The sequence below is a fragment of the Nocardia sp. NPDC049190 genome (genome assembly GCF_040648115.1).
Taxonomy (GTDB): domain Bacteria; phylum Actinomycetota; class Actinomycetes; order Mycobacteriales; family Mycobacteriaceae; genus Nocardia.
Genome location: NZ_JBEZDE010000002.1, coordinates 103,642 through 124,573, shown reverse-complemented (window position 1 = coordinate 124,573; position 20,932 = coordinate 103,642). Strand labels below are relative to the sequence as shown.

The window sequence follows — 20,932 nt, the reverse complement described above, 5'->3', positions numbered from 1 at the left end:
CGCGATCATGGTGCGGCGGAGTCGGATGGAGTGCGGGAGAGGATCAGGAAGGGCTGGATGCGCTCGGTTGAGGATCAGCAGATCAAGGTGACCGCAGCGGCGGTCGCGCCTCGCCCGGTCCGGGTCGCGATCTCCGAGGCCCACGGCCTGCTGTGCGCCGAGGACGTGGTCACCGAGCGGCCGCTGCCCGGCTTCGATCAGGCCGCGATCGACGGCTACGCGGTGCGCAGTGTGGACGTCGCCTCCGCGGGCGCCGACATCCGCAACGAGGACGGCGATCTCGTCGATCTGACCCTTCCGGTGGTCGGCGAGGTGGTGGCCGGATCGCGGCAGCCGATTCGGCTGCAGCCGCGACAGACGGTCCGGGTGGACACCGGTGCTCCGATGCCGACGCTGGCCGACGCGGTGCTCCCGCTGGATTTCACCGACGGTGGGCGGGCCCGGATCAAGGTGTACGAGCCGGTGCGCTCCGGCGATTACGTGCGGCGCATCGGCGACGATGTCCAGCCGGGCGATGTCGCAGTGCGCGCCGGCACCATCATCGGCGCAGCCCAGGTGGGTCTGCTTGCCGCCGTGGGGCAGGACAAGGTGCTGGTGCACCCGCGTCCGCGGTTGTCGGTGATTTCGGTGGGTGGTGAATTGATCGATATCGATCGCACGCCCGGCCCCGGACAGGTCTACGACGTGAACTCCTACGCGCTGGCCGCGGCCGCACGGGACGCGGGTGCGGATGTGAACCGTGTCGGCATCGTGAGTGCCGATCCACGGCGCCTCCGCGATGTGGTCGAGGGGCAATTGGTGCGGTCGGAAGTTGTCGTCATCGCGGGCGCGGTCGGTGGCTGGGCTTCCGAGCAGGTTCGCGAGGCGCTCGAAGGGCTCGGTGAACTCGAAATCACCCGGGTGGCCATGCATCCTGGATCGGTGCAGGGCTTCGGCCGACTCGGCCGGGACGAGGTGCCGACCTTCCTGCTGCCGTCCAACCCGGTCGGTGCGCTGGTGGTGTTCGAGGTGATGGTGCGACCACTGATCCGAATCGCGTTGGGACGTAGGCAGCCCATGCGCCGGATCGTGCGCGCCAGGACGATCACCCCGATCAGTTCCATGGTCGGGCGCAAAGGGTATCTACGCGCACAGCTCCTGCGCGATGAGGCGACCGGCGAATACCTCGTGCAACCGCTCGGCGGTGCGAACACGTCCTCGCATCTGCTGGCGACGCTCGCCGAGGCGAACAGCCTGATCGTGATCGACCCGGACGACGCCGAGATCCGCACTGGTGACGAGGTTCAGGTCGCCTTTCTCGCACAGCGTGGCTGAGGCGTGGAGTCCATGAACGTGTTCCGGGCCACGCAGCATCCGGGATGGCCTGCGCGACTCGGTCCGGTCCGGGTCGAGGCCGGGCAGGTGACGTTGCGTCCGGTGCGATTGCGTGACGCGGCGGCGTGGAGTCGGATTCGGTTGCGCGACCGGGCGCATCTCGAGCCGTGGGAGCCGACCGGACGCGGGGCGTGGGAGGCGCGCAATCACGCGTCCAATTGGCCCGCGTTGTGGTCGAGTCTGAAGGCGGAGGCGCGCCGCGGCGCGATGATCCCCTTGGTGATCGAGGTGGACGGCGCCTTCAGCGGGCAGTTGACCGTCGGCAACATCGTGCGGGGTGCACTGCGCTCGGCCTGGATCGGCTACTGGGTGGCCAAGGACCTCAGCGGACAAGGTGTCGCGACCGCGGCGCTCGCGCTCGGCCTGGATCACTGTTTCGAGTCGGTCGGTCTGCATCGTGTCGAGGCCACCGTGCGGCCGGAGAATCTGGCCAGCCAGGCGGTGCTGCGCAATGTCGGGTTCCGGGAGGAAGGGCTGCTTCGACGCTACCTCGACGTAGACGGAGCGTGGCGGGATCACCTGCTGGTCGGTCTGACGGTCGAGGAACTGACGGGAACAGTTCTGGACCGCCTGGTTCGAGAGGGGCGCGCCACCCTGCCGTGAATCCGACGCGCCCGGTGCAACCGACGCGCGGTGAAATTGGTGGAAATGTGACAGGTGTGGCGGATGTGCACGGCGCGCCTGCCGGACCGGACCGCTACCCGGAATTAGCCTACGGACGTCGGTGGTGCGTCTTGCAACACCGGCAGGGAGCCTGCGAGGCGACCGGTATCCACGCCGCAGTGTCGGATGGAGGCCGGCGGACGCGGGGCGTGTTACGCACCGCTCGCGGGCCGAGCCGGAAAAATCCAGGCGGGGACGGAGGTGCTGACCGAGATGCCGAATTCGATCCTGTGGATCGGACTGGTCGTGCTCTGGGTCTTCGTCCTGTTCCCGATCCTTGCCGACCGACACCCGAGAATACGCAGGACCACCGACGCCGCGCTGGCGACCAGAGTCCTGCATCGCGGCGGCGGAAAACGACGACTCAGAAAAGGCCCGGCTGCCGGGCACGAAACCGATCCGAACTGGCGGCCCCGCCGCGTACCGAGAAAGTATTCCCACAGCGATGATGCGGAGGACCGGATGACGACACCGGCCGACGAGTCCGTCACCGAGGCTGACGAGGAAGACGTGACCGCGGCCGCCGAGGCCGCGGGATCCGGCATCGCTGACGCCGAATCGGACAACGTAGAGTTGGCCGACCTCGACATCGGTGAACCGGGCGACGACGAGGTGGCCGACCGCGACTTCCGCGCCGGCGAATCCGATGACCGCGACCCCGATGGCGCTGAAGCGGACGACGAAGGGGCCGACCTCGACCGCGATTTCGCCGAACCGGGCGACGACGAGTCGGAGGACTACGAAGCCGCGGAACTGGCTGCATGGAATGACTCGGCGGCTGATGATGGCGGTGTGGGCGAAAGCCATTTCGAACCGGTCGCGGCCAGGATACCTCCCGTGTGGAGCGCCGCGCCCGCCCGCCTGGACGATTTCGAGTACGACGAGTATGACGAGCACGACGAAAATCATTGGTACGAACCAGAATTCGTGCCCTCTCGGCGTGGTCGCGGTGGCTTCGACCCCGAGGCCGACGCGATCGCCCGCGCGGCCCGCTACGGCTTTCGTCAGCGGGCGGTGCTCGGCTTGATACTCGCCGCCATTCTGTGCGGGGCGCTTGCGGTGGTGTTCACCGCACTGTTGTGGTGGGCATGTGGGCTGGCCGCGATCGTGCTGGTGGGCTATCTGGCCTATCTGCGCAAGCAGGTGCGAATGGAGGAGGAGATCCGCCGCAGGCGCGCCGCCCGTCTCACCCGTGGCCGACAGCACGGCGAAGCGGGCAACCGTCAGCGCCGGGCCGGCGTCCCGGAACCGCACAGCAGTATGGACCGCGATACCGCTCGCGCCCTCCGTCGCCGGTCAGTGCTCGTGGAGTCCGATGACGAGGACCCGATGTTCGACCACCTCGATCCCTTCGATCCGGCCACCGCCCGCGCTCTGCGCACCCGCACCGGGCGCAACATCCGCCGTGCCGCGGGCGCCTGAGACACTATCCGGGCAGTTCAGACCACCGATTCGGAGACGCGGCGGGTGGCCTGATACAGTGTCACAGCGCGGTTCTCCGGAGCCGCACGGGGCTATAGCGCAGTTGGTAGCGCGTCTCGTTCGCATCGAGAAGGTCAGGGGTTCGATTCCCCTTAGCTCCACCATGTTTGCCATTGCGCGAACACTTGCTTCATTTGCCCTGACCGGCGGTTTTCCTCCGGTCAGGGCATTTTTGTGTTCAGGGGGGTGGGGTTGAGGGATGTGGAGGACGGGGACGATGGTTTCTGGTCCGGTGATCTTGATTCCTTCGATGAGGGCGGACAGTTGCCCGATGTAGACGGGGTTGGACAGGGTGCCGCAGGCCTTTGGTGGCCCGGGCCGTCAGGTGGCCCCCTAGGCACCTCTGGCAGCCCCGAGTGAGTAACGGCGTCCTCCCCTGGCGGCGTACGACCGTGGTGGCGGCGTGGCGCTGATGGCTCCGGTGAGCGGTCGGTTCCGGGTGTGCGCCGGACGCGAGCGGCACCCACCACACCGCGCCGTCGCGTAGCGCGGGGACCTCGCGAATCCGCGAGCGCCGCCCAGGTCACGGGTGGTTGTCGCGCGACCAGCCGCCGTCCGTGTGGGCGCTGATCCTCGTGGACCGGTGGCTATGGCGCGGACGAGCGCCAGGGCAGCTAAGTCTTCCTGCGCCACGTAGCCGGGAAGATTTGATGAGGTGCGCAGTAGTTGAGCGAGCGAAATATTGATTTGACGTCGTGGCTCTCCTGTCGCCGCCTCAGCTGCGCTATAGGCGCTTGCTGAAGCGGTAGGGAGCGCCCGTTCCACTTCGCAGAATCGAGCCGAAAAGAACAAATCCCATGCGCGAGCTACCGCAGCGGTCAGTTCCAGCTGTGCGCCTGGTGGCGTATCTGGAATGCACCCCATAAGCACTGACCGCAGATGAAACATATTGCCGTCATGCGACCCGCTGCCCGAGCCATCCGGGGTTGCTTTGTCGGCAGGTCGCAGGGGCACCGCGGCGCGGCGTCGGACAGCATTGCGTCAGGAGCGAGGATGTCGGTGAGTTCGGGGGTGGCTTTCAACGCGACAGCGAGTTTGGGTCACAGCCACGCCAGAGGCTCACTCTTACCGGCCTCCCAGTACACCGGCACAGCCACACCATGGCGGCTGCCGACGCGATCGGCCGTCGACTGGGGTCGAGACCGATCGCCACGACCGGCGAAGACCATCTGAAGGCGGTTGAACGGGCCAGGCAGTGGCCGACACGAAGTTCGCACTGGGAGGACCGCCGCCACGTCGCGCGGGTTCGAACGCGATCGTTTCGGCGTGGGACTCGAAGTGGTTGCGCCGCCACTGCGTCATCGATGATCTCGCGCAGCAGCTGACCGGATTCGATGGTCCGGTCGCCGAGCCTGCCGGCGGCTCCCGGCCGCGGGGTGCTGTCGGCCGCGGTGACTGCCGGGAAACTGCAGGAGCGCAACGGATTCGGAACACGGACGCCTCTGGGTGATTCACTGGGATCGCTCCGATCCCAGCGTGTTCGTGGGCCGCCTCGGGCAAGGATTACCTCGACAAACTCGTCGGCAGTCGATGGAAGTGCTCCGGACGTGTCGTCGAGTTACAAGTTCCTGCGACCGATTTGACTGAGCACATGTCAAATATTTTGATTCACAACAAGGTTCATGGATCTTTCTCCCAAAGATGGGAAGATGCACTCCCTTGACTAGTGATGTGTCACACACCAAACTCTGATTACTCCAGCAGTTCTGGAGACTTGTCGGCCGACATGGTGAATTCTAAGCGAATCGAGGGTTCGGGCTATGACGACGAGTATCGCGGCCGCAACATCGGCTGAAACCGAAGTGCCTGCCGCGGATTTCGACACCACACATCTCAAGGAGAACCTGCGCTGGGGCCACTTGTTCTGGCCGGGCTCCACGGCGTTGACCGAGGAGCAGATCGACGATCGTGTAGCCCGCTACCAGCGGTCGCTCGAGCGCTTCCGGGCCGGCGGCATGCAGGGCAACTACCTGCCCGACGATCTGGAAGTGGACTCGGCGTGGCATGCGCACCAGTGCGATCCGGTCGGGTACGCGGAGTTCTGCACCCGGTATTTCGGTGGCATTCTCGCCCATACGGTGACGCTGTGTGTCTGCAAGTTGGTCGAGCTCGACCAGAAGTGACCCGCGCTTCGTGATAGCCGAGACGCATATCCGCGTCTCGGCCCCCGATTCATGCTTTGCGCAACTGAAGGGAGGTGGCTCGTGGAATCGATACTGAACGGGATCGCTGCTCTCGTCGCAGGGCCGGCACCGCCGCCGCTCGCATTCGTTGGCGACCGCGAGAGTTGATCCGTTCGGCGTAGCTCCCCTGCGTGGGAGCTACGCCCCGGCGGCAACTATCCGACCGTACGTGCGTCCGGTGACCGCCGTGCAGCGCACTACTCGCGTGGACCGATCGCACTGTTTCCAAAGCCATGAATGAGCGACGGTTGTAGAGCTTTCGAGGAGCTACCGATGAAGTTTTCGATCGAGCAGCCGACGAGCCCGACCTCGGGCACGCGGCAGGCTCCGCTATCGGAACCGGCCGACCCGCTCGACGTGGTGGGTCGCGCTCTCGGTACGGCGGTGGAGAGTATCGTCCCGAAGGGCAGTGGCACGATCCCGCCGTTACGCCGTGGCTCATCTCGGGTCACGGAATTTTCCGGCCGGTCATGATGACCGACTCCGGACATATCACGCGAGAGAGCTGGGCAGCTGAATTCTTCGACGAAGGCTTCCGCGAAACCTTCACTATCCTGGGCAAATTCGATGACACCGAGAGCGAAGTCGAGGCGATCGATGCCCTCCTCCGATTGCCTCCCGGAGCGCGAATACTCGATGTCCCGTGCGGCTTCGGCCGTCACGCCGGGCCGCTCAGTCGGCGCGGGTATCGGGTCGTCGGTATAGATAACTCGCCGAAACAACTCGACGACGCCCGCCGTCGATATCCTGACTGCGCCTTCGTCCTGACAGATATGCGAACGCCACCCGCAGGTCCATACGACGCAATTCTGAACCTGTGGATCAGCTTCGGCTTCTTCGACACCCGTGCGGAAGACTCTGCCGCTCTCGCGGCCTGGGCTGACGTTCTCGTGCCCGGGGGCAAGCTGGTCATGGAACTCGATACTCTCGAATGCTTCGAGCATCGTGTGCGCAAAGGCAGCGAGTTGATCAGTACGCAGCTGGTTCAACGGTCCGATCTCGTTGGTAACGCTCGATATGATTGGACTACCCAGGAACTCAACCTCCATTGGAGGCGCCCTGGATGGTCTCGACACGGTCGGCTCCACATGTATTCTCGACCACAACTCGAGACAGCAATCTACGAAGCCGGATTCAGCCACGTGGCATTCTCGGGCGACTTTGATGGCCGTCCGGTGGACGTGGACAGCGGAACCGTCATCGTCGCAACCAGGTAGCGCGGCACTTTCATAACTCCGACCGATTCGGTCCAGGGCAGTGGGACTGAAAGTCTGCGTGTTCAGAGTGTTTCACTGCCGTTCATTGCGATTCGGCATCCGAGCGATGGATTGCACCCATGCGTGTCATCGGGTCGAACTATTCAGCTACTGAGCATCCGCTGCTGATGGATGCGGTGGGCACCTACAGACGATGCCCACCAGCCTGGCTGATCGTCTACTTCTTCTCCACGGCCCTGGCGAGCAGGCCGAGCGAGGCCCGCAGCACGGATTCAGGAAGAATCGGGAAGATTCCCATGTCGCGGTATTTCTCTGGGATCTGACTCCAGTCGTAGTACGACGTCACCGAGGTGCCGATCTCGCTGGGTTCCACGCGGTAGCCGTAGCGGTGTTCAATCGGCACCTGGCCCTCTCGGCCGACTGTCCACGCGATATGGGCGTCCTTTTCGAATGCCGTGATGGTCACCGTGACGTCGTACTTTCCCATCTCGGGAAAGTCATTGAGCGATTCACGATCCATATGCACGACGAATTCATCTCCGACGGCGGTGATGGCTTCGCCTTCGGCGGATTGCAGCATGCCCGTGCTGTCGATCGACACATGCCCTTCGGGCGAGCACAGCAGGGCGAAGATCTCGGCCGGCTGTGCCGCGATCTCCCGTCGGACCTCGAACCGTTCTTCATTCATGGGATCCATCCTCGCACAATCGTTGAGCGGACGCTGATCCAAAAGGCGGTTCGGTGAGCGCAACTGACGAGAGGCAAGGGATGCGCGTGGGCCGGCGGCGCCTGGTTCGAAAAGAGTTCGGTACAACGTATCTCGATGAAATTTCGGTCGTTCCGCCCCGCCGTTCGGATATAATTCCCGCATACCGGCGAATGATCCGTTGTGGCGTGATGCGGAGATCTTGGCAGCCAATGTCAAAGTCGCGCAGGGACATTCTCCGCCAAGTTGCTGTCGGGTCTCGTTAATATCTCGAATAGTGCTGCCGCGCAGAACGTTCCCTTTGCGGAGGCCGCCGGATACTCGCGTTCATATCTCCACTGTCGCCTCCGTCCGGATCTCCGAGCCGGGCGAGGTGGCGGCGCTGATCACATCGTTTCCGGCAAGTCCGCCACCGTCGTGGGGCGGAGTTCGTTATCGACGATTGCGGGCGCGATCAGTGGCGACCGGCCGCCGGAATACCACACAGGATTTTCTCGACCGAGGTCGTGAAGTCGCATGCCTGCCGCTGGAGCAGGTCGATGTGGTCCGTTCAGCTGCCGGAGAAGGGCTTTCACCGTACCGTGCAAGCTCTTGCGACGCGCGCTCGCGGAATTCGGGTCCCGAGTCGGCGCAATGCCGGGATACTTCGTTGTCGGCTCTGGGCTGTCGCGCGGACCTCCACTGAAGCTGCGGCAGCCACGTCGGGCATGTCAGCCCTTGCCGTCTCTGAGTTCACGTTTCAGGATCTCGCCGCTGCCCGCCTTGGGGAGTTCACCGACGAACTCGACGATCCGCGGGCGCTTGTAACCGGCAAGCCGACCCTCGAGCCAGCCGAGCAGTTCACTCTCGTCGAGTTCCTGACCATGGCGCACCACCACGACCGCTTTCACGGTCTCACCCCAGTGCGGGTGGGGTACGCCGACGACGGCGGCCTCGTGCACCGCAGGGTGCGTGCCGATCGCGTTCTCGACCTCGACCGAGTAGACGTTCTCGCCGCCCACGATGATCATGTTCTTGAGCCGGTCGTGGACGTAGAGGAATCCGTCGTTGTCGATCGTTCCGATATCGCCGGTGCGGAACCAGCCGTCGGCGGATATCGCGGCCGCGGTCTCCGCGGGTTTGTTCCAATATCCTGTGGTCAGTTGCGGCGTCCGCAGCCAGATCTCGCCGTCCTCACCGGTGCCGAGGTCGCGACCGGTGGAAACATCGACGATCCGGCACTCGCAGCTGGGGTGGATGCGGCCCACGCTACCCGGATGCCGGTCGACCTCCCCCCGGCGCAAGACCGGCGCGACCGCCACCCCGGCACAGGTTTCGGTCAAGCCGTAACCCTGCGAAAAGCCGGTCTGCGGCAGCATCTCCATCGCCTCGTCGATCAGCGAGCTGCTCGAGGGCGCGGAGCCGTAGATGATCACCTCGAGACTGGACAGGTCGAAGGTCGCGGCGGCCTTCTCGGCAACCAGACTGGCCAGCAGGGTCGGTACCAGGCTGGTGTGGGTGACACCTCGGTCCTCGACGGCGCCGGCGATCGCGGCGACCGAGGACCCCGACGGGATGACTACCTCGCCGCCCAGGTGTACGCAACACGTCACCGAGCTCATCCCGCTCATACGGAACATCGGCAGGCAGGCCATGTACCTCATCTCCGGGTACAGCGCCCAGGCTGCCGCGGCCTGCTGGGCCATCTCCCGCAGATTTCGCTCGACCAGCTGAATGCCCTTGGGCTCGCCGGTGGTGCCGGTCGTGTAGGCCAGCAGCACGAGGGACTCGTCGGATTGATCGGCATCCGGCGCGTAGCCGGAATCCCCCGCGGCATACCAGCGCTCGAAGTCGGAGCCTTCGGGTCCGTCCAGCCGGACCACCGGGCACCGTGGGTCGAACCCCGATGCCAACTCCCGATCGGCGAAGAGCAGGGACGGGTTGCAGTCCTCCAGAACAGCCCGGAGCTCGGCCGCGGTCAGCCGCCAGTTCAGACCGACCAGCACAATGCCGGCCCAGGAGGCGGCGTAGACGAGTTGGACGTAGGCCAGGTCGTTGTCCGCGAGTACCGCCATCCGGTCTCCCCGGCGTAGACCGGCAGCGTGCAGCCGGTCCGCGATTCGCGCTACGTCCCGGGCGAACTCCGCATAGGTCTGTGATCCCGTAGGCGCGCTGACCGCGCGGCATCCGGCGCGGTCCCGAGCATGCCCGACCAAAAGTCCGGCCAGCGTCGGGGGGTGAGAAATGGTCATCGGCGTTTCCCTGGATCCTGGCCGCGACCGCAGTCACCTGCCCGGCGTACCGGATGGTTGATGTCCCATGGGTGCCAGATCACGTGGCCAACGGTTCGATCTCGTCGACGACGAACTGCCGAACCCAGGTGAGCTCTCGGGCGAACTCCAGATCGGTCTCGAGGCTCGAGGATCTCCTGCTCCCTCTTCTGCGTTCATATCTCTCGTTGGTTGGAACCGTGCAGGCACTATGCTCGGACCCCGGAAAAGGTTACCGCCGCACAGGTTCCCACCGTCCCGCGATCAGTCGCGGTCCTGAAGATGCTGCAGGACATCGTATCCGGGGCACGATCGGGTTGTCATGCGATTCGAAAGGACGCAACCCCGCCTCCGCGGGGCCGCTCTTCCGGCAACCCGCAAGACCTCACCGGCAACAAGTCGAACAACGCTACCTACGCAGCAAAGCCGACCACCACGACTGAATGCCGGTGTAACTCAGCGAACCCGCCAGGAATGGTGGGCCTCATCAACAGCACCCTGTGGGTGTGTGGGGGCAGCGGTGCACGCTGTGCAAGACGTACTTGTCATGGGTGATCGAGGCCTTGTCGCTGACGTCGCACAGGACCGAGGCGGTCGATGCCGGTGCCGCCTCCCGTGATGAAGGCACGGGTCCCTTCGAACTCCCCGTTCACTTGCCGACCCCGGTCAACTCGATGGAGAGGTCCCACAGTCGACGGGCATTGTCCGGGTCGAGGGCGTAGTCCGCGACGCCTCGGCGTATTCCGGGGATGAACGGCTCGGCCTCCTGGCAGTCCTCGAAATAGGTGCCCGTCACGCCCTCGACAAGCGGGGACGCGGCGAGCAAGACCGACGTCGCGGCTCCCTGTGCGATGTTCTTCTCCGACACGCCGGTCTTGCCCGAGGGGTCGAAGGTCGGCGGCGGGGCGTCGATGTGGCGGCCCAGATCGGTCTCCCAGATGCGGCCCGGGTTGAGCGCGTTGACCGCGATGCCGTCTTCGGCCCACCTCTTGGACGCCTCGACCGCGAAGAGGATGTTGGCGGTCTTCGACTGCGCGTAGGCAAGCCACGGGTCGTAGGGCTCTGCGGCGAAGTCGACGTCGTGGAAGCGAACGGGACCGTTGACGTGCCCGACCGAACTCAGCACCACCACACGAGCGTGCCCGGCGGCCGCGAGCGCGTCATGGAGGCCTACGGTGAGCGCGAAGTGGCCGAGGTGGTTGGTCGCGAATTGGAGTTCGCGACCGTCGGGCGTGTGCTGCTCGGGATTCGCCATGATGCCCGCGTTGTCGACGAGGATGTCCAGCGGGCCCGTCCAGCCCGTCACGAATTCGGCGATCGACGAGCGGTCGGCGAGGTCCAGGCGCGCCGCGTGCACATTCGATGTCGGGGTCGTCGCACTGATCTCGTGCGCGGCCCGCGCGGCTGCGTCGAGATCACGTGCCGCGATCGTGACATCCGCTCCGGCTGACGCCAGCGCTCGCGCGGTCTCCCGGCCCAGACCCCCGGCGCCTCCCGTGACGATCGCGCGACGTCCGCCGAGGTCGACGCCGGCGATCACCTCATCGGCGGTCGACTGTGCGCCGAACGGTGTCGTGATGCGTTCGGTCATTCGTTCTGCCTCTCTCTCGTCCACCTCGGGCGCTTCGCTGTCGGTCCCCGGGGGTGTCGCACTAAGCTGTAAGTGGAGTAGCATCCGGTTACCGACTCAGTATAAGCGGATGCGCATCCGCTTGCAAGGAGGAGTATGCCGCGCTCGCTTCGCGCCGATGCCCAGGCCAACTACGACCGCTTGCTGGAGGTCGCCGCGCAGGTGTTCGCACGCGAGGGTGCGGACACCTCGATGAAGGCGATCGCCGCCGAGGCGGGGGTCGGTATCGGCACGCTCTACCGTCGGTTCCCCACGCGGGAGGATCTGATCGAGGCCACCTACCGAAGCACGACCGACCTTCTGTGCGACTCCGCGTCGAGCCTCATCCAAGAGTTCGCACCGGTCGACGCCATGCGCACGTGGATGGAGCGGTTCGTCGACTACATGCTCACCAAGCGGGGCATGGCCGACGCGCTGCCGACGATCCTCGCGACCCGCGAGGGTCTTCGCTTGCACAGTCGGGAGGCGCTCGCGGGCGCTGTCATCGAACTGCTGGACGCCGGCGTTTCCGCGGGGCGATTCCGCGCGGACGTCTCGCCGTCCGATGTGCTGATGGCGCTCGGCGGAGTCACTCTTATCAGCGGACACGAGCGCCAGCGCGCGCTGGCCACACGATTGCTCGGCCTACTGCTGGACGGGCTCGAGGCTCGTCCTGGTGCCGGGTCGATCGAGTAGGAACAGGGTCGGCGCGGCTTGCCGGTTTGCGGCGGTGAGACCGCCATCGACAGGTAGTGCGACCTCCCGAAACCAGGACCGCGTCACCGATCTCGGATTCGGACATGCCGTGGGTTCCGCGGCGTGATCCGGACGAGAGCGGTCGCGCGAACCGCCAGGCCGGGATTGATCGCCCCGCCCGAAGCGTGGCGATCGATCTCAGGTGGGTTTTCGCCTCAGCGGCCTACATCGTCCACATGCATCGCGTCGCCGGCTCGTCAGACCTTCACGGTCGTGTGCTCGAGTCGCTCTGTGACTGTCTGTAGGAGTTGATCGGACAACTGCGGGTCGGCAACGGCCCGCGACATCAGCAACGCGCCGACCATCGCGCTCAGTGTGAGTATGGCATCGGCCTGCGTCTCGCCAGGGGTGTCGCCGTCCGCCGTCTCGCTGAGGAGCGCCAGATAGCTCCGCACCTGCTTCTGGTACGCCTCCTTGATCTCCGCGCCGCCGCGGCCTGCCGCCGCGCCGAGCGTGACCAGGGCGCATCCTGTTCCTGGAGCGTCGCGGTGGCGGGTGCTGAGGTAGGACTCGATCAGTCCCAGACGGGGGTCCTCGGCGTTCTGCCGAGCGGCCTCCGCCATTTTGCTCTCCCCGTCGAGTAGGGCCAGCGCCGCTGCCTGATTCATCAGGTCGTCGCGTGAGGTGAAGTGTTTATAGAACCCGCCGTGGGTCAGGCCCGCCTCTTTCATCAGGTCCGCGACACCTGGCCGGGCCATCCCTTCCTCGCGAATACGGCGGGCGGTGATCCGCAGGACCCGTTCACGCGACTCCGCCTTGGCTGCCTGGGAGTGCCCCATGTCCCGACCTCCCTGAAATCCGAAAGTACCGACTGAACCACATTTAGATTACGGTCATCATACACATTCCAGTGGCCTGAAGGTGAAGCAGAAGTGGGTGGGGGTAAGTCTCAGGGCTCCGCGCGAACCGTCCGGCGAGGAGGAGGCATGACACCGCGCGGTCACCGGGCGCGTTCCCAGGTCAGGACGCCATTGCGGCGCGCACCCCAGATCGGGGCGGGCTCGGGCAGGATCAGTCGAAGTGTTTCGCCGTCCCACTCGGCGATCCTGGTCTGCGCGCCGCCCACCCAGTTGGGAAACAGGCTGAGTTTCACGTGGTGGACCACGAGGTTGTCCTTGGGCACCTCGTAGGTTCCGCCATAGGCCATATAGCCGACAGCCGCCGCGGACAGCTCCTCGGGTAGTCCTTCCTCGAGCCTTCCTGCCCGGAAGTCGGGCCGTTCGGGATGCATGATCTGGGCCGACATATGGCCGCCGGCGGTGTACATGATGAGCCCCTGGGGTCGCGGCCCGAAAGGTGTGACGACCTCGCCGCTCTCGATGTCGGTGGCCTCGTATGACATCAGGCGCCAGGCGCCGACCAGGACGTTGCGGAGTTGATCGCGGGTCATGTCGTTCCTCGTTGGTGTCCGACGCCTGTGCGGCGCCGCTCGGCGATTGGTCTGATGCGCGGCCCCGGGCTTCGGGGCTGGCGCGGTAGCGAGTCGGCCGTGGCCGGCTGGAAGTCGAATCCGCAAATCTGCGTGCCTATCCGTCGTGCCGGAGAAGGATCGGTCGCCACGGGGCTCCGTGGCCTGCCCTCGCTTCGGTGATCGACGGGCCTGCCGTCGCGACGCCCGAACTCGTGCCTCGCGGTTCCGCTTGTCGAACGTTCGCGCATGTGGATGATAATCATCATACACATTTCTATGAAAGCCCGCCCCCTCCTTGACGGTCAGGATGATATCTGTCATCTTGAATCTGAATTATATAAATCATCCAGATCACGTCAAAGTGAGGACTGTCATGACCGACGCCTACGACCCCACCCGCACCGCGGTGCTGCTGGTCGACCCCTACAACGACTTCCTGTCCGAGCGGGGCAAACTCTGGCCCCTGGTCGAGCCCGTGGCGACCGAGGTCTCCCTGCTGGACAACCTGCGCGCCGTGGTCGCCGCCGGCCGACAGGCGCACCTGCGGATCCTCTTCGTGCCCCACCGCCGCTGGCAGGAAGGCGACTACGACGACTGGGATCACCCCAACCCCACCCAGCGGCTCGTCCAGCAGCGTCACACCTTCGCCCGAGGCACTATCGGCGGGGAATTCCACCCCGATTTCCAGCCCGCCGATGGCGAAGTCATCGTCCAGGAGCACTGGGCCCAAAGCGGCTTCGCCAACACCGACCTGGACTTCCAGCTCAAGCAGCACGGCATCACCCACGTCATCGTCATCGGCCTGCTCGCCAACACCTGCATCGAGTCCACCGCCCGCTACGCCATGGAACTCGGTTACCACGTCACCCTCGTCCGCGACGCCACCGCAGCCTTCGAGCCCGCGATGATGCACGCCGCCCACGAACTCAACGGCCCCACCTACGCCCACGCCATCACCACCACCGCAGGACTCCTGCGGGTGCTCGAGAACGGAGAGAACTGAGATGGCACTGACCGGAGCCATGCTGATCGGCTCGTCCGCCGTGTCGGCATCCGATTCCACGATGAAGGCTCTCGACCCCGCGACGGGCCGCCAGATCGAGCCGGACTTCGCACTCGGCGGACCGGCCGAGGTCGACCGCGCCGCACGCCTGGCCGACGACGCCTTCGACGCTTACAACGGCACCAGCCTCCAGGAGCGCGCCACGTTCCTGGAGCTGATCGCGGACCGGCTGGACGGGATCAACCGGGAGCTGGCCGAGCGCGCGGCGCTGGAGACCGGCCTGCCCGTCGCGCAGCTCGAGGCCGAGGCAACCAAGGCCGCCGTTCAGTTTCGGCAGTTCGCCGAGGTGGTCCGCCAGGGCCGCTTCCGCCACGCGACTATCGATCCCGCGCAGCCCGAGCGGAAGCCGCGGCCGCGCATGGACCACCGCATGCAGAAGATCGCCATCGGCCCGGTCGTCGTCTTCGGCGCCAGCAACTTTCCCATCTCCTACTCCGTCGCCGGCGGCGACACCGCCGCCGCGCTCGCGGCGGGCAGCCCGGTCATCGTCAAGGCCCACAACGCCCACCCGGGAGCGTCCGAGCTTCAAGGGCGCGCCATCCAGAGTGCGGTCGCCGACCGCGGACTGCCCGAGGGTGTGTTCTCCCTGATCCGCGGCGCCGGCAACGAGATCGGCGAGGCCCTGGTCGACCACCCGCTGATCAAGGCGGTCACCTTCACCGGCTCCGAGGCCGGTGGCATGGCCCTCTACCGCCGGGCCCAGTTGCGCCCCGACCCGATCCCTGTCTTCGCCGAGATGACCAGCGTCAACCCCACCTTCGTCCTGCCCGCGGCGCTGGCGGCGCGTGGTGACGAGATCGGCGACGGGTTCGCCGAACGCATGCTCGTCAACGTCGGCCAGGCCTGCCTGAAACCGGCTATCCTGCTCGCCGTCCACGGCCCCGGCTACACCGAGATGCGTGACGCGGCCGCCGCACGGGTGAGCGCGATGGCCGCGCGCACGATGCTGACACCGGGCATCCACGACGCCTATGACCGCAACGCGCAGCGGCTGCGCGACTCCGGCGCCGAGACCATCGCGAAAGGGCCGGAGCCCCAGGGTGTTCGGGAGGGCCGCGCGCGGCTGCTCGAGGTCGAGGGGGACCGATTCCTCGCCGACCCCACGCTGGCCGAGGAGGTCTTCGGACCGTCCGCGCTCCTGGTCCGGCTGACCGACCTGGACCAACTCCTCGCGGTGGCTCGGAGCTTCCGCGGCCAACTCTCGGCGACCATGCACATCGACGAGCCCGACCACGGCCACGCCGTTCGGCTACTGCCCATCCTGGAGCGGCGCACCGGCCGCATCGTGGTGAACGCCTTCGCTCATCCGCAGGAAGTCGGGGACGCCACCATCCACGGCGGCCCATTCCCCGCCACCACCGACAGTCGCTTCACCTCGGTCGGCATGACCGCGATCGACCGCTTCCTGCGCCCCGTCACCTACCAGGGCTTCCCCGACGCGCTCCTGCCCGAAGCGCTGGCCACGGTCAACTTCCCGGAACTGTCGCGGGGGATCGACGAACATCACACCCGCGGCTGACTCCACGGCCGGGTATAACTCCACAGAAGCCCGTCACCACAGGCGATGGTGGCGGGCCTTCACCTTTGGTCCGGCGCCGCGGACATGCACTGTCCTCCCGCTGCCCTGGATGGGCGGCGCGATCACCCGCGCCGGCCTGCCCGGCCGACAAGATGCCGACCCGAATTTCGCGCTACGTGACGCATCGCGCACCCCTGGCGGATCAGCGGTGCTCGAGCGGCCTATCGCGCAGAAGGGCGGCCGCATCGGCCGCTTGCTTCGTGACGTGGGCGGCTGCGCGAGAGGCTCGTCCGGTCAGTCGCCAGGAGAGTATCCGCACGGCGGTGGCGGGGGCCGGGGGAAAGACGCCGAGCTGACCGAGCATGGTGATGTCGTCGCGGACCGCCTCGTGCCTGATCACCTTGCCGTCGCGGACGTCGAGGACGTGGATCTGTTCGAAGTCGATCTCGCGACCGGTGGGAGGTACGGCCTGATCGAGGGCGCCGTCGCGGAAGCGGACGAAGGGGCCGGTGTGGCGGCCCCGCATGCGCAGCCGCACCCAGACCTGCCCCTCGTTGCGGGCGACGCCGAGGACAGGGAAGCGCAGGTCGCTGAAGGCGGACCGCATCCATGCGCCCGAGGCCAGGACTCCCGCGGGTCCGGGTATCGCGCAGGCCGGGGGCGAGACGACCGCATCGCGGTTGTGGAAGTCCGCGGCGACGACATCAGCGGCCAGCGCCGGATCTCCGGTCTCGAGGACCCGGAAGAGTCCGTGGGCCAATTCCATGGTGTCGGTCCCCATCAGGCCATCCTTTCGCCAGTCCGCGATCCGGAGCTGCGTTGCTGGTGCGGTCGGTCCGCCGGGCAGGGCCGCGCCGAGCGCGCCACGCCGTGCGGCGAATCAACATTATATGCCACCTAATGAATAGCATCTATATGCGGCCATTTCGGATAGGATGGCGCCATGTCCGCGAAGCGCATGTACGTCTCCCCGCTGCGCGAGCAGGCCGCCGCGCGCACGCGCGCACTGATCCTGCTGCGGGCGGCCGAGCTGTTCGCCGACTGCGGTTACGGGCGAGTGACCGTCGCGGACATCGCCTCCGCGGCCGGCGTCGCGTCGCAGACCGTTTTCACGAGTGTCGGGAGCAAGGGCGACATCCTGGATCGGATCGTCGAGCAGGGCGTGGTGGCCTCCGGCTATGAACAGGCGATGCAGCGTGTGCTGGCCTTGCGGACACCGGAGTCGGTCCTCGAGGCGCTGGCCCATGGCACGCGCCTCGGCAACGAGAGCCAGTTCACGGTGTACGAGGCGATTCGCAAGGCGCTACCCGTGCACGAGAACGGTGCGGCGCTGTGGGAGCGCGCCACCGCGGCCTACCGGGACGCGCTCCATGCCACCGCCCGCCATCTGCACGGTTTGCCTCCGCCGCCGCCTTATTCGGTGACGGAAACGGCGGACCTGCTGTGGTTCTGGTTCGGTCCGACGGGCTGGCGCACTTTGGTAGTGGAGAGCGGTTGGTCGTGGGATCGGGCCCAGACCGTCCTTTACCGTGCTGCCGTCGCCGGTCTTTACTGAGTCAGCGGCTTCTGCCGGATGCTGACTCGGGCGCCCTGTGCCGGGTAAGTTCAGCCGACCCACCAACCGGAACAGGAGTAGCAGTGCCGATCGAGCACGAAGCCAAGATCCTCGGTATCGACCCGGACACTATCGAACAACACATCGTGGACAAAGGCGGCCGGAAACTCGGTGAGCGCTTCATGCGCCGCTACGTCTACGACATCACGCCGGGCGATGAATCGAAGTGGATCAGGCTGCGCGACAACGGAAACGGAACCACGCTCGCCGTCAAGCAGATCGCCAGCGACGCCATCGACGGCACCCATGAAGTCGAGGTGGGCGTCGACGACTTCGCCGCCACCAACGCTTTGCTCGAGATGCTGGGGTTCACCGCGAAGTCCTACCAGGAAACCAAGCGGATCAGCTGCGTACTCGACGGCGCCCAGCTCGAGATCGACACCTGGCCGCGGATTCCGCCATACCTGGAGATCGAAGCCGCGACCAAAGATGAAGTCATCCGGATTGCCGAACTGCTCGGCTACACCGAGGCCGACCTCACCGGCGAAAATACGATCAAGATATACGCCAGACACGGAATCGACCTCAACACGGTCCGCGAACTGCGTTTCTGAGCGAGTTCTCCAGCACTGTTGCCGCCGGGACCGGCCGCGGGATGAGCGCGCCCGAACGCGCAGCCGGGCAGCTACTGGTGCGAGGAGCGGGACGGAGCCACAACCACGCGTTCTATGTCGCCGCCGGCGCCGGCACGGTACAGATCGAGCAGAATACGTTCGACATGAAATCGGGCACCGTGATCAAGGTTCCCGAGGGCAAGCAGCACAGTGTCACCAACACAGGCACCGAGGACCTCGTCTTCCTCACCATCTACGACCCGCCGAATGTCGACGGCACGCCATAGCGCTTCGACCACATCGGCCTGGATCGGGGATCAGGTGTTTGCCGGCGCCGCGCGGTGACCTCAGGGAATGAGCGACGGCGGGCACGGAGGGCCGCTGTCGGTGCTCGGCACAATCGCCGTGTGCGCTTGTGACAGCCCACTGCGCCAGAGCTTTCGGGTTCATGGCGGCTGGTGGTGCATTCGCAGCCGATGAGTTTTGCTGCTTATCACTCACGTTTCCGCTGGTGCGCGGCAGCCGGTGCGTCGAGGCGCATGTTCTCCGACAATGTTTCGATGTAATGAGAAGGCTCGTGCCGAATTCGGCACGAGCCTTCTCTCGTTGTCATCCGGATGTCGAACCGCAGTATTCAGTGGGGCGGAAAAGAACTCAGGGAATCCGGATTTCGACCGTAGGCACCGGCAGGTGCAGCCGGTCGGTGGTCATACTGACCTGCACTCGCCCCGGGCCGGTCGGCAGGTCGGCGAACACCGTCGGGGGCGCCTGGTTCGACGATGAGCTGTCGGTGACCGGCACGGTGACGGTTCCGGTCGCGCCGGTGTCGAGGTTGCGCCAGTTGGCGAGAGCCTTGATGGTGCAGGGCTGGCCGAATGTCGGCGTGTACTTGACGAAGCTGATTCCGAAACGCGTGGTGCCAGGGGCTCCGGTCGGTGCCGAGATCCCTGCCTGCCCTTGGCCATAGCATGAGTCGCCCAGGGTGTGGACGACTCCGATGCTCACGAATGCGGGCTGATCCGCCGCCGCTGGGGCCACGGACGCCGCGAACGCACCGGCGCACAGTGCCGCAACGAGCGCACCCCGCTTTGCCACCTGTTGACCTGTCACTATCGATCACGCTCCTTCGGGTCGAATCGAATCGAGCAATCTCGATCGGCCATTCTGCTCCTCGCATGGCCGCTTGCGGTGCGGAATTCCGATCGAATCCACCGATCGTGCCCGCTTTTTCGGGCTTGTCCGCAATTCGTCGGCGCTCAACCGGCTCGACGCGCCGAAAATTCTCGGCATTGCGCGCGTGGCGCGAGAGCGTCGCTGAAGGCGCGGGTGGGAAACCGTGCGGTGGCAACCATGGGATCGTGCCGAACGGGTGGCGTGGGCGCGGCGTGGACGCATACGGGCGCGGCATGATCGAGGCGCCTGTCCAGAAGGGCATGCGGCGACGGATGTGCAGCTGCGGCGTATTCGTTGATCTGGCGTCAGCGGAACTTCTCGGGCTGGGTTTCGCCGCGGATATCGGCCGGCATAACGAAGTCTGGTCCGATGTAGAGGCTTCCTTTTATGCTGTTGAGGCTCTTCGTTACACCAGGGCTGAGGCGCGCTCGGCTCGTCGAGGCCGGAGGAAGCGCACTGTGGGGTAAGGTGTTCGCCGAGCTGGTGCAAAGACTGCGCGGGGTAACAAAGGGTGTAGCCGAGGTTCATGAGCGTCCGCTGAGGGAACTCGGTCACGGTCTTCGCCGGGTATCCGGGATCGGACAAACCGACGAAGAGATCGCGCAGCTGGTCCGGGGGATCGATGTGCGGGAAATAAACCGTAATCTGATCGATGGTCTCGATTATCACCAGCTCAACTCTGCGCTCGAGGGTCCTCTGCGTTACGAGCGTGGTGATCACGCGCTCGCACAGATACTCCGGCGCCAGGGGTTCGACGGCCCGCCTCGCCTCGTGGATGCCCAAGGTATGCGCGAGGCTATCGATGCGGGTTGGATAGAAATGTCCCGAGGTGTGCGGAGGCTACGGGATGTAGCCGATTTCAAAACCGGCAACCTCTTTCCCGGACGCGGCGGTAACGGCAGCGGTACGTATATGCACGGCCGTGAACCTGGTTCGAGCGAACCTGATTCCACTCGGCTTCGGGAGATGGCCGAGCATTGGGCAGGCGACCCTGGCAGTGCCGACCCGGGCGGTGTGATCCGCATGGCGATGCACCCCGACGCGCTGCTGACCGATTTGAACTCCCTGACCGCAAAACGAGATACGGAATTGGCATCGATCCGCGCGGAGTGGGAAAGGCAGCCCGAAAATTCTGCGCGAAGAGCCGAGCTGGAAGATCGTATGAGCGTGCTGTCGGACGTGGGACGATACGCTGCCATCAAAGGCTATGATGCGTACCGGATCAACGATATGCATGTCTGGGTGGTTCTGAATCGCACCGCATTGATAGTCGAACTGTGAGGAATTATCTGCGCGTCATCAGCGCCACATGCAGCTGCGCGTCGTACGCCGGAGTCACCCGTGGAAGTCCTTCGGTC

20 protein-coding genes and 1 tRNA gene are annotated in these 20,932 nt (G+C 65.7%); 14 read left to right on the top strand and 7 right to left on the bottom strand.

Annotated features, from left to right (window positions below; all coding sequences use genetic code 11):
• Positions 1–57 precede the first annotated feature (57 nt).
• The 7 genes from glp (at position 58) to AB0B25_RS02530 (ending at position 6,919) form a co-directional block, all read left to right on the top strand.
• Positions 58–1,314 (top strand): gephyrin-like molybdotransferase Glp, encoded by a 1,257-nt coding sequence (gene glp / locus AB0B25_RS02560; RefSeq protein WP_357173599.1) that lies wholly within the window; start codon positions 58–60, stop codon positions 1,312–1,314.
• A gap of 12 nt (positions 1,315–1,326) precedes the next feature.
• A complete protein-coding gene (locus AB0B25_RS02555; RefSeq protein WP_357173596.1) occupies positions 1,327–1,977 on the top strand; it encodes a GNAT family protein in 651 nt (216 codons plus the stop codon).
• A 273-nt stretch (positions 1,978–2,250) separates the two neighbouring features.
• Positions 2,251–3,459, top strand: a complete 1,209-nt coding sequence (gene glpR, locus AB0B25_RS02550; RefSeq protein WP_357173593.1) for a gephyrin-like molybdotransferase receptor GlpR — start codon at positions 2,251–2,253, stop codon at positions 3,457–3,459.
• Between the two features lie 88 nt (positions 3,460–3,547).
• Positions 3,548–3,623 (top strand) — tRNA-Ala (locus AB0B25_RS02545).
• Between the two features lie 1,656 nt (positions 3,624–5,279).
• Entirely contained in the window at positions 5,280–5,642 is a 363-nt protein-coding gene (locus tag AB0B25_RS02540) for a hypothetical protein (protein ID WP_357173590.1), read from the top strand.
• Positions 5,643–5,975: 333 nt separating this feature from the next.
• Positions 5,976–6,176: a hypothetical protein gene (locus AB0B25_RS02535; protein ID WP_357173588.1), complete on the top strand. Its 201-nt coding sequence runs from the start codon at positions 5,976–5,978 to the stop codon at positions 6,174–6,176.
• Positions 6,173–6,919 (top strand): class I SAM-dependent methyltransferase, encoded by a 747-nt coding sequence (locus AB0B25_RS02530; protein WP_357173585.1) that lies wholly within the window; start codon positions 6,173–6,175, stop codon positions 6,917–6,919. Before AB0B25_RS02535 ends, AB0B25_RS02530 begins: the two co-directional genes overlap by 4 nt.
• Before the next feature lie 217 nt (positions 6,920–7,136).
• Here the strand turns inward: AB0B25_RS02530 and AB0B25_RS02525 are convergent, their stop codons facing one another.
• From AB0B25_RS02525 to AB0B25_RS02515, 3 genes are all read right to left on the bottom strand, one after another.
• Entirely contained in the window at positions 7,137–7,607 is a 471-nt protein-coding gene (locus AB0B25_RS02525) for a polyketide cyclase (protein ID WP_357174128.1), read from the bottom strand.
• 728 nt (positions 7,608–8,335) lie between these two features.
• Positions 8,336–9,856: a class I adenylate-forming enzyme family protein gene (locus AB0B25_RS02520; RefSeq protein WP_357173582.1), complete on the bottom strand. Its 1,521-nt coding sequence runs from the start codon at positions 9,854–9,856 to the stop codon at positions 8,336–8,338.
• Positions 9,857–10,523: 667 nt separating this feature from the next.
• Positions 10,524–11,465 carry an SDR family NAD(P)-dependent oxidoreductase gene (locus AB0B25_RS02515; RefSeq protein ID WP_357173579.1) on the bottom strand — a complete coding sequence of 314 codons (942 nt, stop codon included), beginning with the start codon at positions 11,463–11,465 and terminating at the stop codon, positions 10,524–10,526.
• Between the two features lie 135 nt (positions 11,466–11,600).
• On the opposite strand from AB0B25_RS02515, the gene AB0B25_RS02510 reads away from it, so the two are divergent.
• Positions 11,601–12,179 (top strand): helix-turn-helix domain-containing protein, encoded by a 579-nt coding sequence (locus AB0B25_RS02510; protein ID WP_357173576.1) that lies wholly within the window; start codon positions 11,601–11,603, stop codon positions 12,177–12,179.
• 257 nt (positions 12,180–12,436) lie between these two features.
• Here the strand turns inward: AB0B25_RS02510 and AB0B25_RS02505 are convergent, their stop codons facing one another.
• Complete coding sequence (locus AB0B25_RS02505) at positions 12,437–13,018, bottom strand: TetR/AcrR family transcriptional regulator (RefSeq protein WP_357173573.1); 582 nt, start codon at positions 13,016–13,018, stop codon at positions 12,437–12,439.
• Positions 13,019–13,179: 161 nt separating this feature from the next.
• Positions 13,180–13,629, bottom strand: coding sequence for a lipocalin-like domain-containing protein (locus tag AB0B25_RS02500; protein ID WP_357173570.1), 450 nt, complete (start codon positions 13,627–13,629; stop codon positions 13,180–13,182).
• A gap of 394 nt (positions 13,630–14,023) precedes the next feature.
• On the opposite strand from AB0B25_RS02500, the gene AB0B25_RS02495 reads away from it, so the two are divergent.
• Positions 14,024–14,653: an isochorismatase family cysteine hydrolase gene (locus AB0B25_RS02495; protein ID WP_357173568.1), complete on the top strand. Its 630-nt coding sequence runs from the start codon at positions 14,024–14,026 to the stop codon at positions 14,651–14,653.
• A 1-nt stretch (position 14,654) separates the two neighbouring features.
• Positions 14,655–16,232 carry an aldehyde dehydrogenase (NADP(+)) gene (locus tag AB0B25_RS02490; RefSeq protein WP_357173565.1) on the top strand — a complete coding sequence of 526 codons (1,578 nt, stop codon included), beginning with the start codon at positions 14,655–14,657 and terminating at the stop codon, positions 16,230–16,232.
• 202 nt (positions 16,233–16,434) lie between these two features.
• On the opposite strand, the gene AB0B25_RS02485 is transcribed toward AB0B25_RS02490, so the two are convergent.
• Complete coding sequence (locus tag AB0B25_RS02485) at positions 16,435–17,013, bottom strand: ester cyclase (protein ID WP_357173562.1); 579 nt, start codon at positions 17,011–17,013, stop codon at positions 16,435–16,437.
• 162 nt (positions 17,014–17,175) lie between these two features.
• Between AB0B25_RS02485 and AB0B25_RS02480 the strand changes: the two genes are divergently transcribed.
• From AB0B25_RS02480 to AB0B25_RS02470, 3 genes are all read left to right on the top strand, one after another.
• Positions 17,176–17,787, top strand: coding sequence for a helix-turn-helix domain-containing protein (locus tag AB0B25_RS02480; protein WP_357173559.1), 612 nt, complete (start codon positions 17,176–17,178; stop codon positions 17,785–17,787).
• A gap of 83 nt (positions 17,788–17,870) precedes the next feature.
• Positions 17,871–18,401, top strand: coding sequence for a CYTH domain-containing protein (locus AB0B25_RS02475; protein ID WP_357173556.1), 531 nt, complete (start codon positions 17,871–17,873; stop codon positions 18,399–18,401).
• 41 nt (positions 18,402–18,442) lie between these two features.
• Entirely contained in the window at positions 18,443–18,688 is a 246-nt protein-coding gene (locus AB0B25_RS02470; RefSeq protein ID WP_357173553.1) for a cupin domain-containing protein, read from the top strand.
• Between the two features lie 367 nt (positions 18,689–19,055).
• Here the strand turns inward: AB0B25_RS02470 and AB0B25_RS02465 are convergent, their stop codons facing one another.
• Complete coding sequence (locus AB0B25_RS02465) at positions 19,056–19,511, bottom strand: hypothetical protein (RefSeq protein WP_357173550.1); 456 nt, start codon at positions 19,509–19,511, stop codon at positions 19,056–19,058.
• Between the two features lie 531 nt (positions 19,512–20,042).
• Between AB0B25_RS02465 and AB0B25_RS02460 the strand changes: the two genes are divergently transcribed.
• Positions 20,043–20,855: a hypothetical protein gene (locus AB0B25_RS02460; protein ID WP_357173548.1), complete on the top strand. Its 813-nt coding sequence runs from the start codon at positions 20,043–20,045 to the stop codon at positions 20,853–20,855.
• The last annotated feature ends 77 nt before the right edge of the window (positions 20,856–20,932 follow it).

Excerpts from the sequence above, each read along its gene's own strand:
- AB0B25_RS02520 (WP_357173582.1), bottom strand. The coding sequence starts at position 9,856 with ATGACCATTTCTCACCCCCCGACGCTGGCCGGACTTTTGGTCGGGCAT.
- AB0B25_RS02485 (WP_357173562.1), bottom strand. The coding sequence starts at position 17,013 with ATGGGGACCGACACCATGGAATTGGCCCACGGACTCTTCCGGGTCCTC.
- AB0B25_RS02515 (WP_357173579.1), bottom strand. The coding sequence starts at position 11,465 with ATGACCGAACGCATCACGACACCGTTCGGCGCACAGTCGACCGCCGAT.
- AB0B25_RS02525 (WP_357174128.1), bottom strand. The coding sequence starts at position 7,607 with ATGAATGAAGAACGGTTCGAGGTCCGACGGGAGATCGCGGCACAGCCG.
- glpR (WP_357173593.1), top strand. The coding sequence starts at position 2,251 with ATGCCGAATTCGATCCTGTGGATCGGACTGGTCGTGCTCTGGGTCTTC.
- AB0B25_RS02490 (WP_357173565.1), top strand. The coding sequence starts at position 14,655 with ATGGCACTGACCGGAGCCATGCTGATCGGCTCGTCCGCCGTGTCGGCA.
- AB0B25_RS02535 (WP_357173588.1), top strand. The coding sequence starts at position 5,976 with ATGAAGTTTTCGATCGAGCAGCCGACGAGCCCGACCTCGGGCACGCGG.
- AB0B25_RS02470 (WP_357173553.1), top strand. The coding sequence starts at position 18,443 with ATGAGCGCGCCCGAACGCGCAGCCGGGCAGCTACTGGTGCGAGGAGCG.
- AB0B25_RS02495 (WP_357173568.1), top strand. The coding sequence starts at position 14,024 with ATGACCGACGCCTACGACCCCACCCGCACCGCGGTGCTGCTGGTCGAC.
- glp (WP_357173599.1), top strand. The coding sequence starts at position 58 with ATGCGCTCGGTTGAGGATCAGCAGATCAAGGTGACCGCAGCGGCGGTC.
- AB0B25_RS02540 (WP_357173590.1), top strand. The coding sequence starts at position 5,280 with ATGACGACGAGTATCGCGGCCGCAACATCGGCTGAAACCGAAGTGCCT.
- AB0B25_RS02480 (WP_357173559.1), top strand. The coding sequence starts at position 17,176 with ATGTCCGCGAAGCGCATGTACGTCTCCCCGCTGCGCGAGCAGGCCGCC.
- AB0B25_RS02500 (WP_357173570.1), bottom strand. The coding sequence starts at position 13,629 with ATGACCCGCGATCAACTCCGCAACGTCCTGGTCGGCGCCTGGCGCCTG.
- AB0B25_RS02510 (WP_357173576.1), top strand. The coding sequence starts at position 11,601 with ATGCCGCGCTCGCTTCGCGCCGATGCCCAGGCCAACTACGACCGCTTG.
- AB0B25_RS02555 (WP_357173596.1), top strand. The coding sequence starts at position 1,327 with ATGAACGTGTTCCGGGCCACGCAGCATCCGGGATGGCCTGCGCGACTC.
- AB0B25_RS02505 (WP_357173573.1), bottom strand. The coding sequence starts at position 13,018 with ATGGGGCACTCCCAGGCAGCCAAGGCGGAGTCGCGTGAACGGGTCCTG.
- AB0B25_RS02530 (WP_357173585.1), top strand. The coding sequence starts at position 6,173 with ATGATGACCGACTCCGGACATATCACGCGAGAGAGCTGGGCAGCTGAA.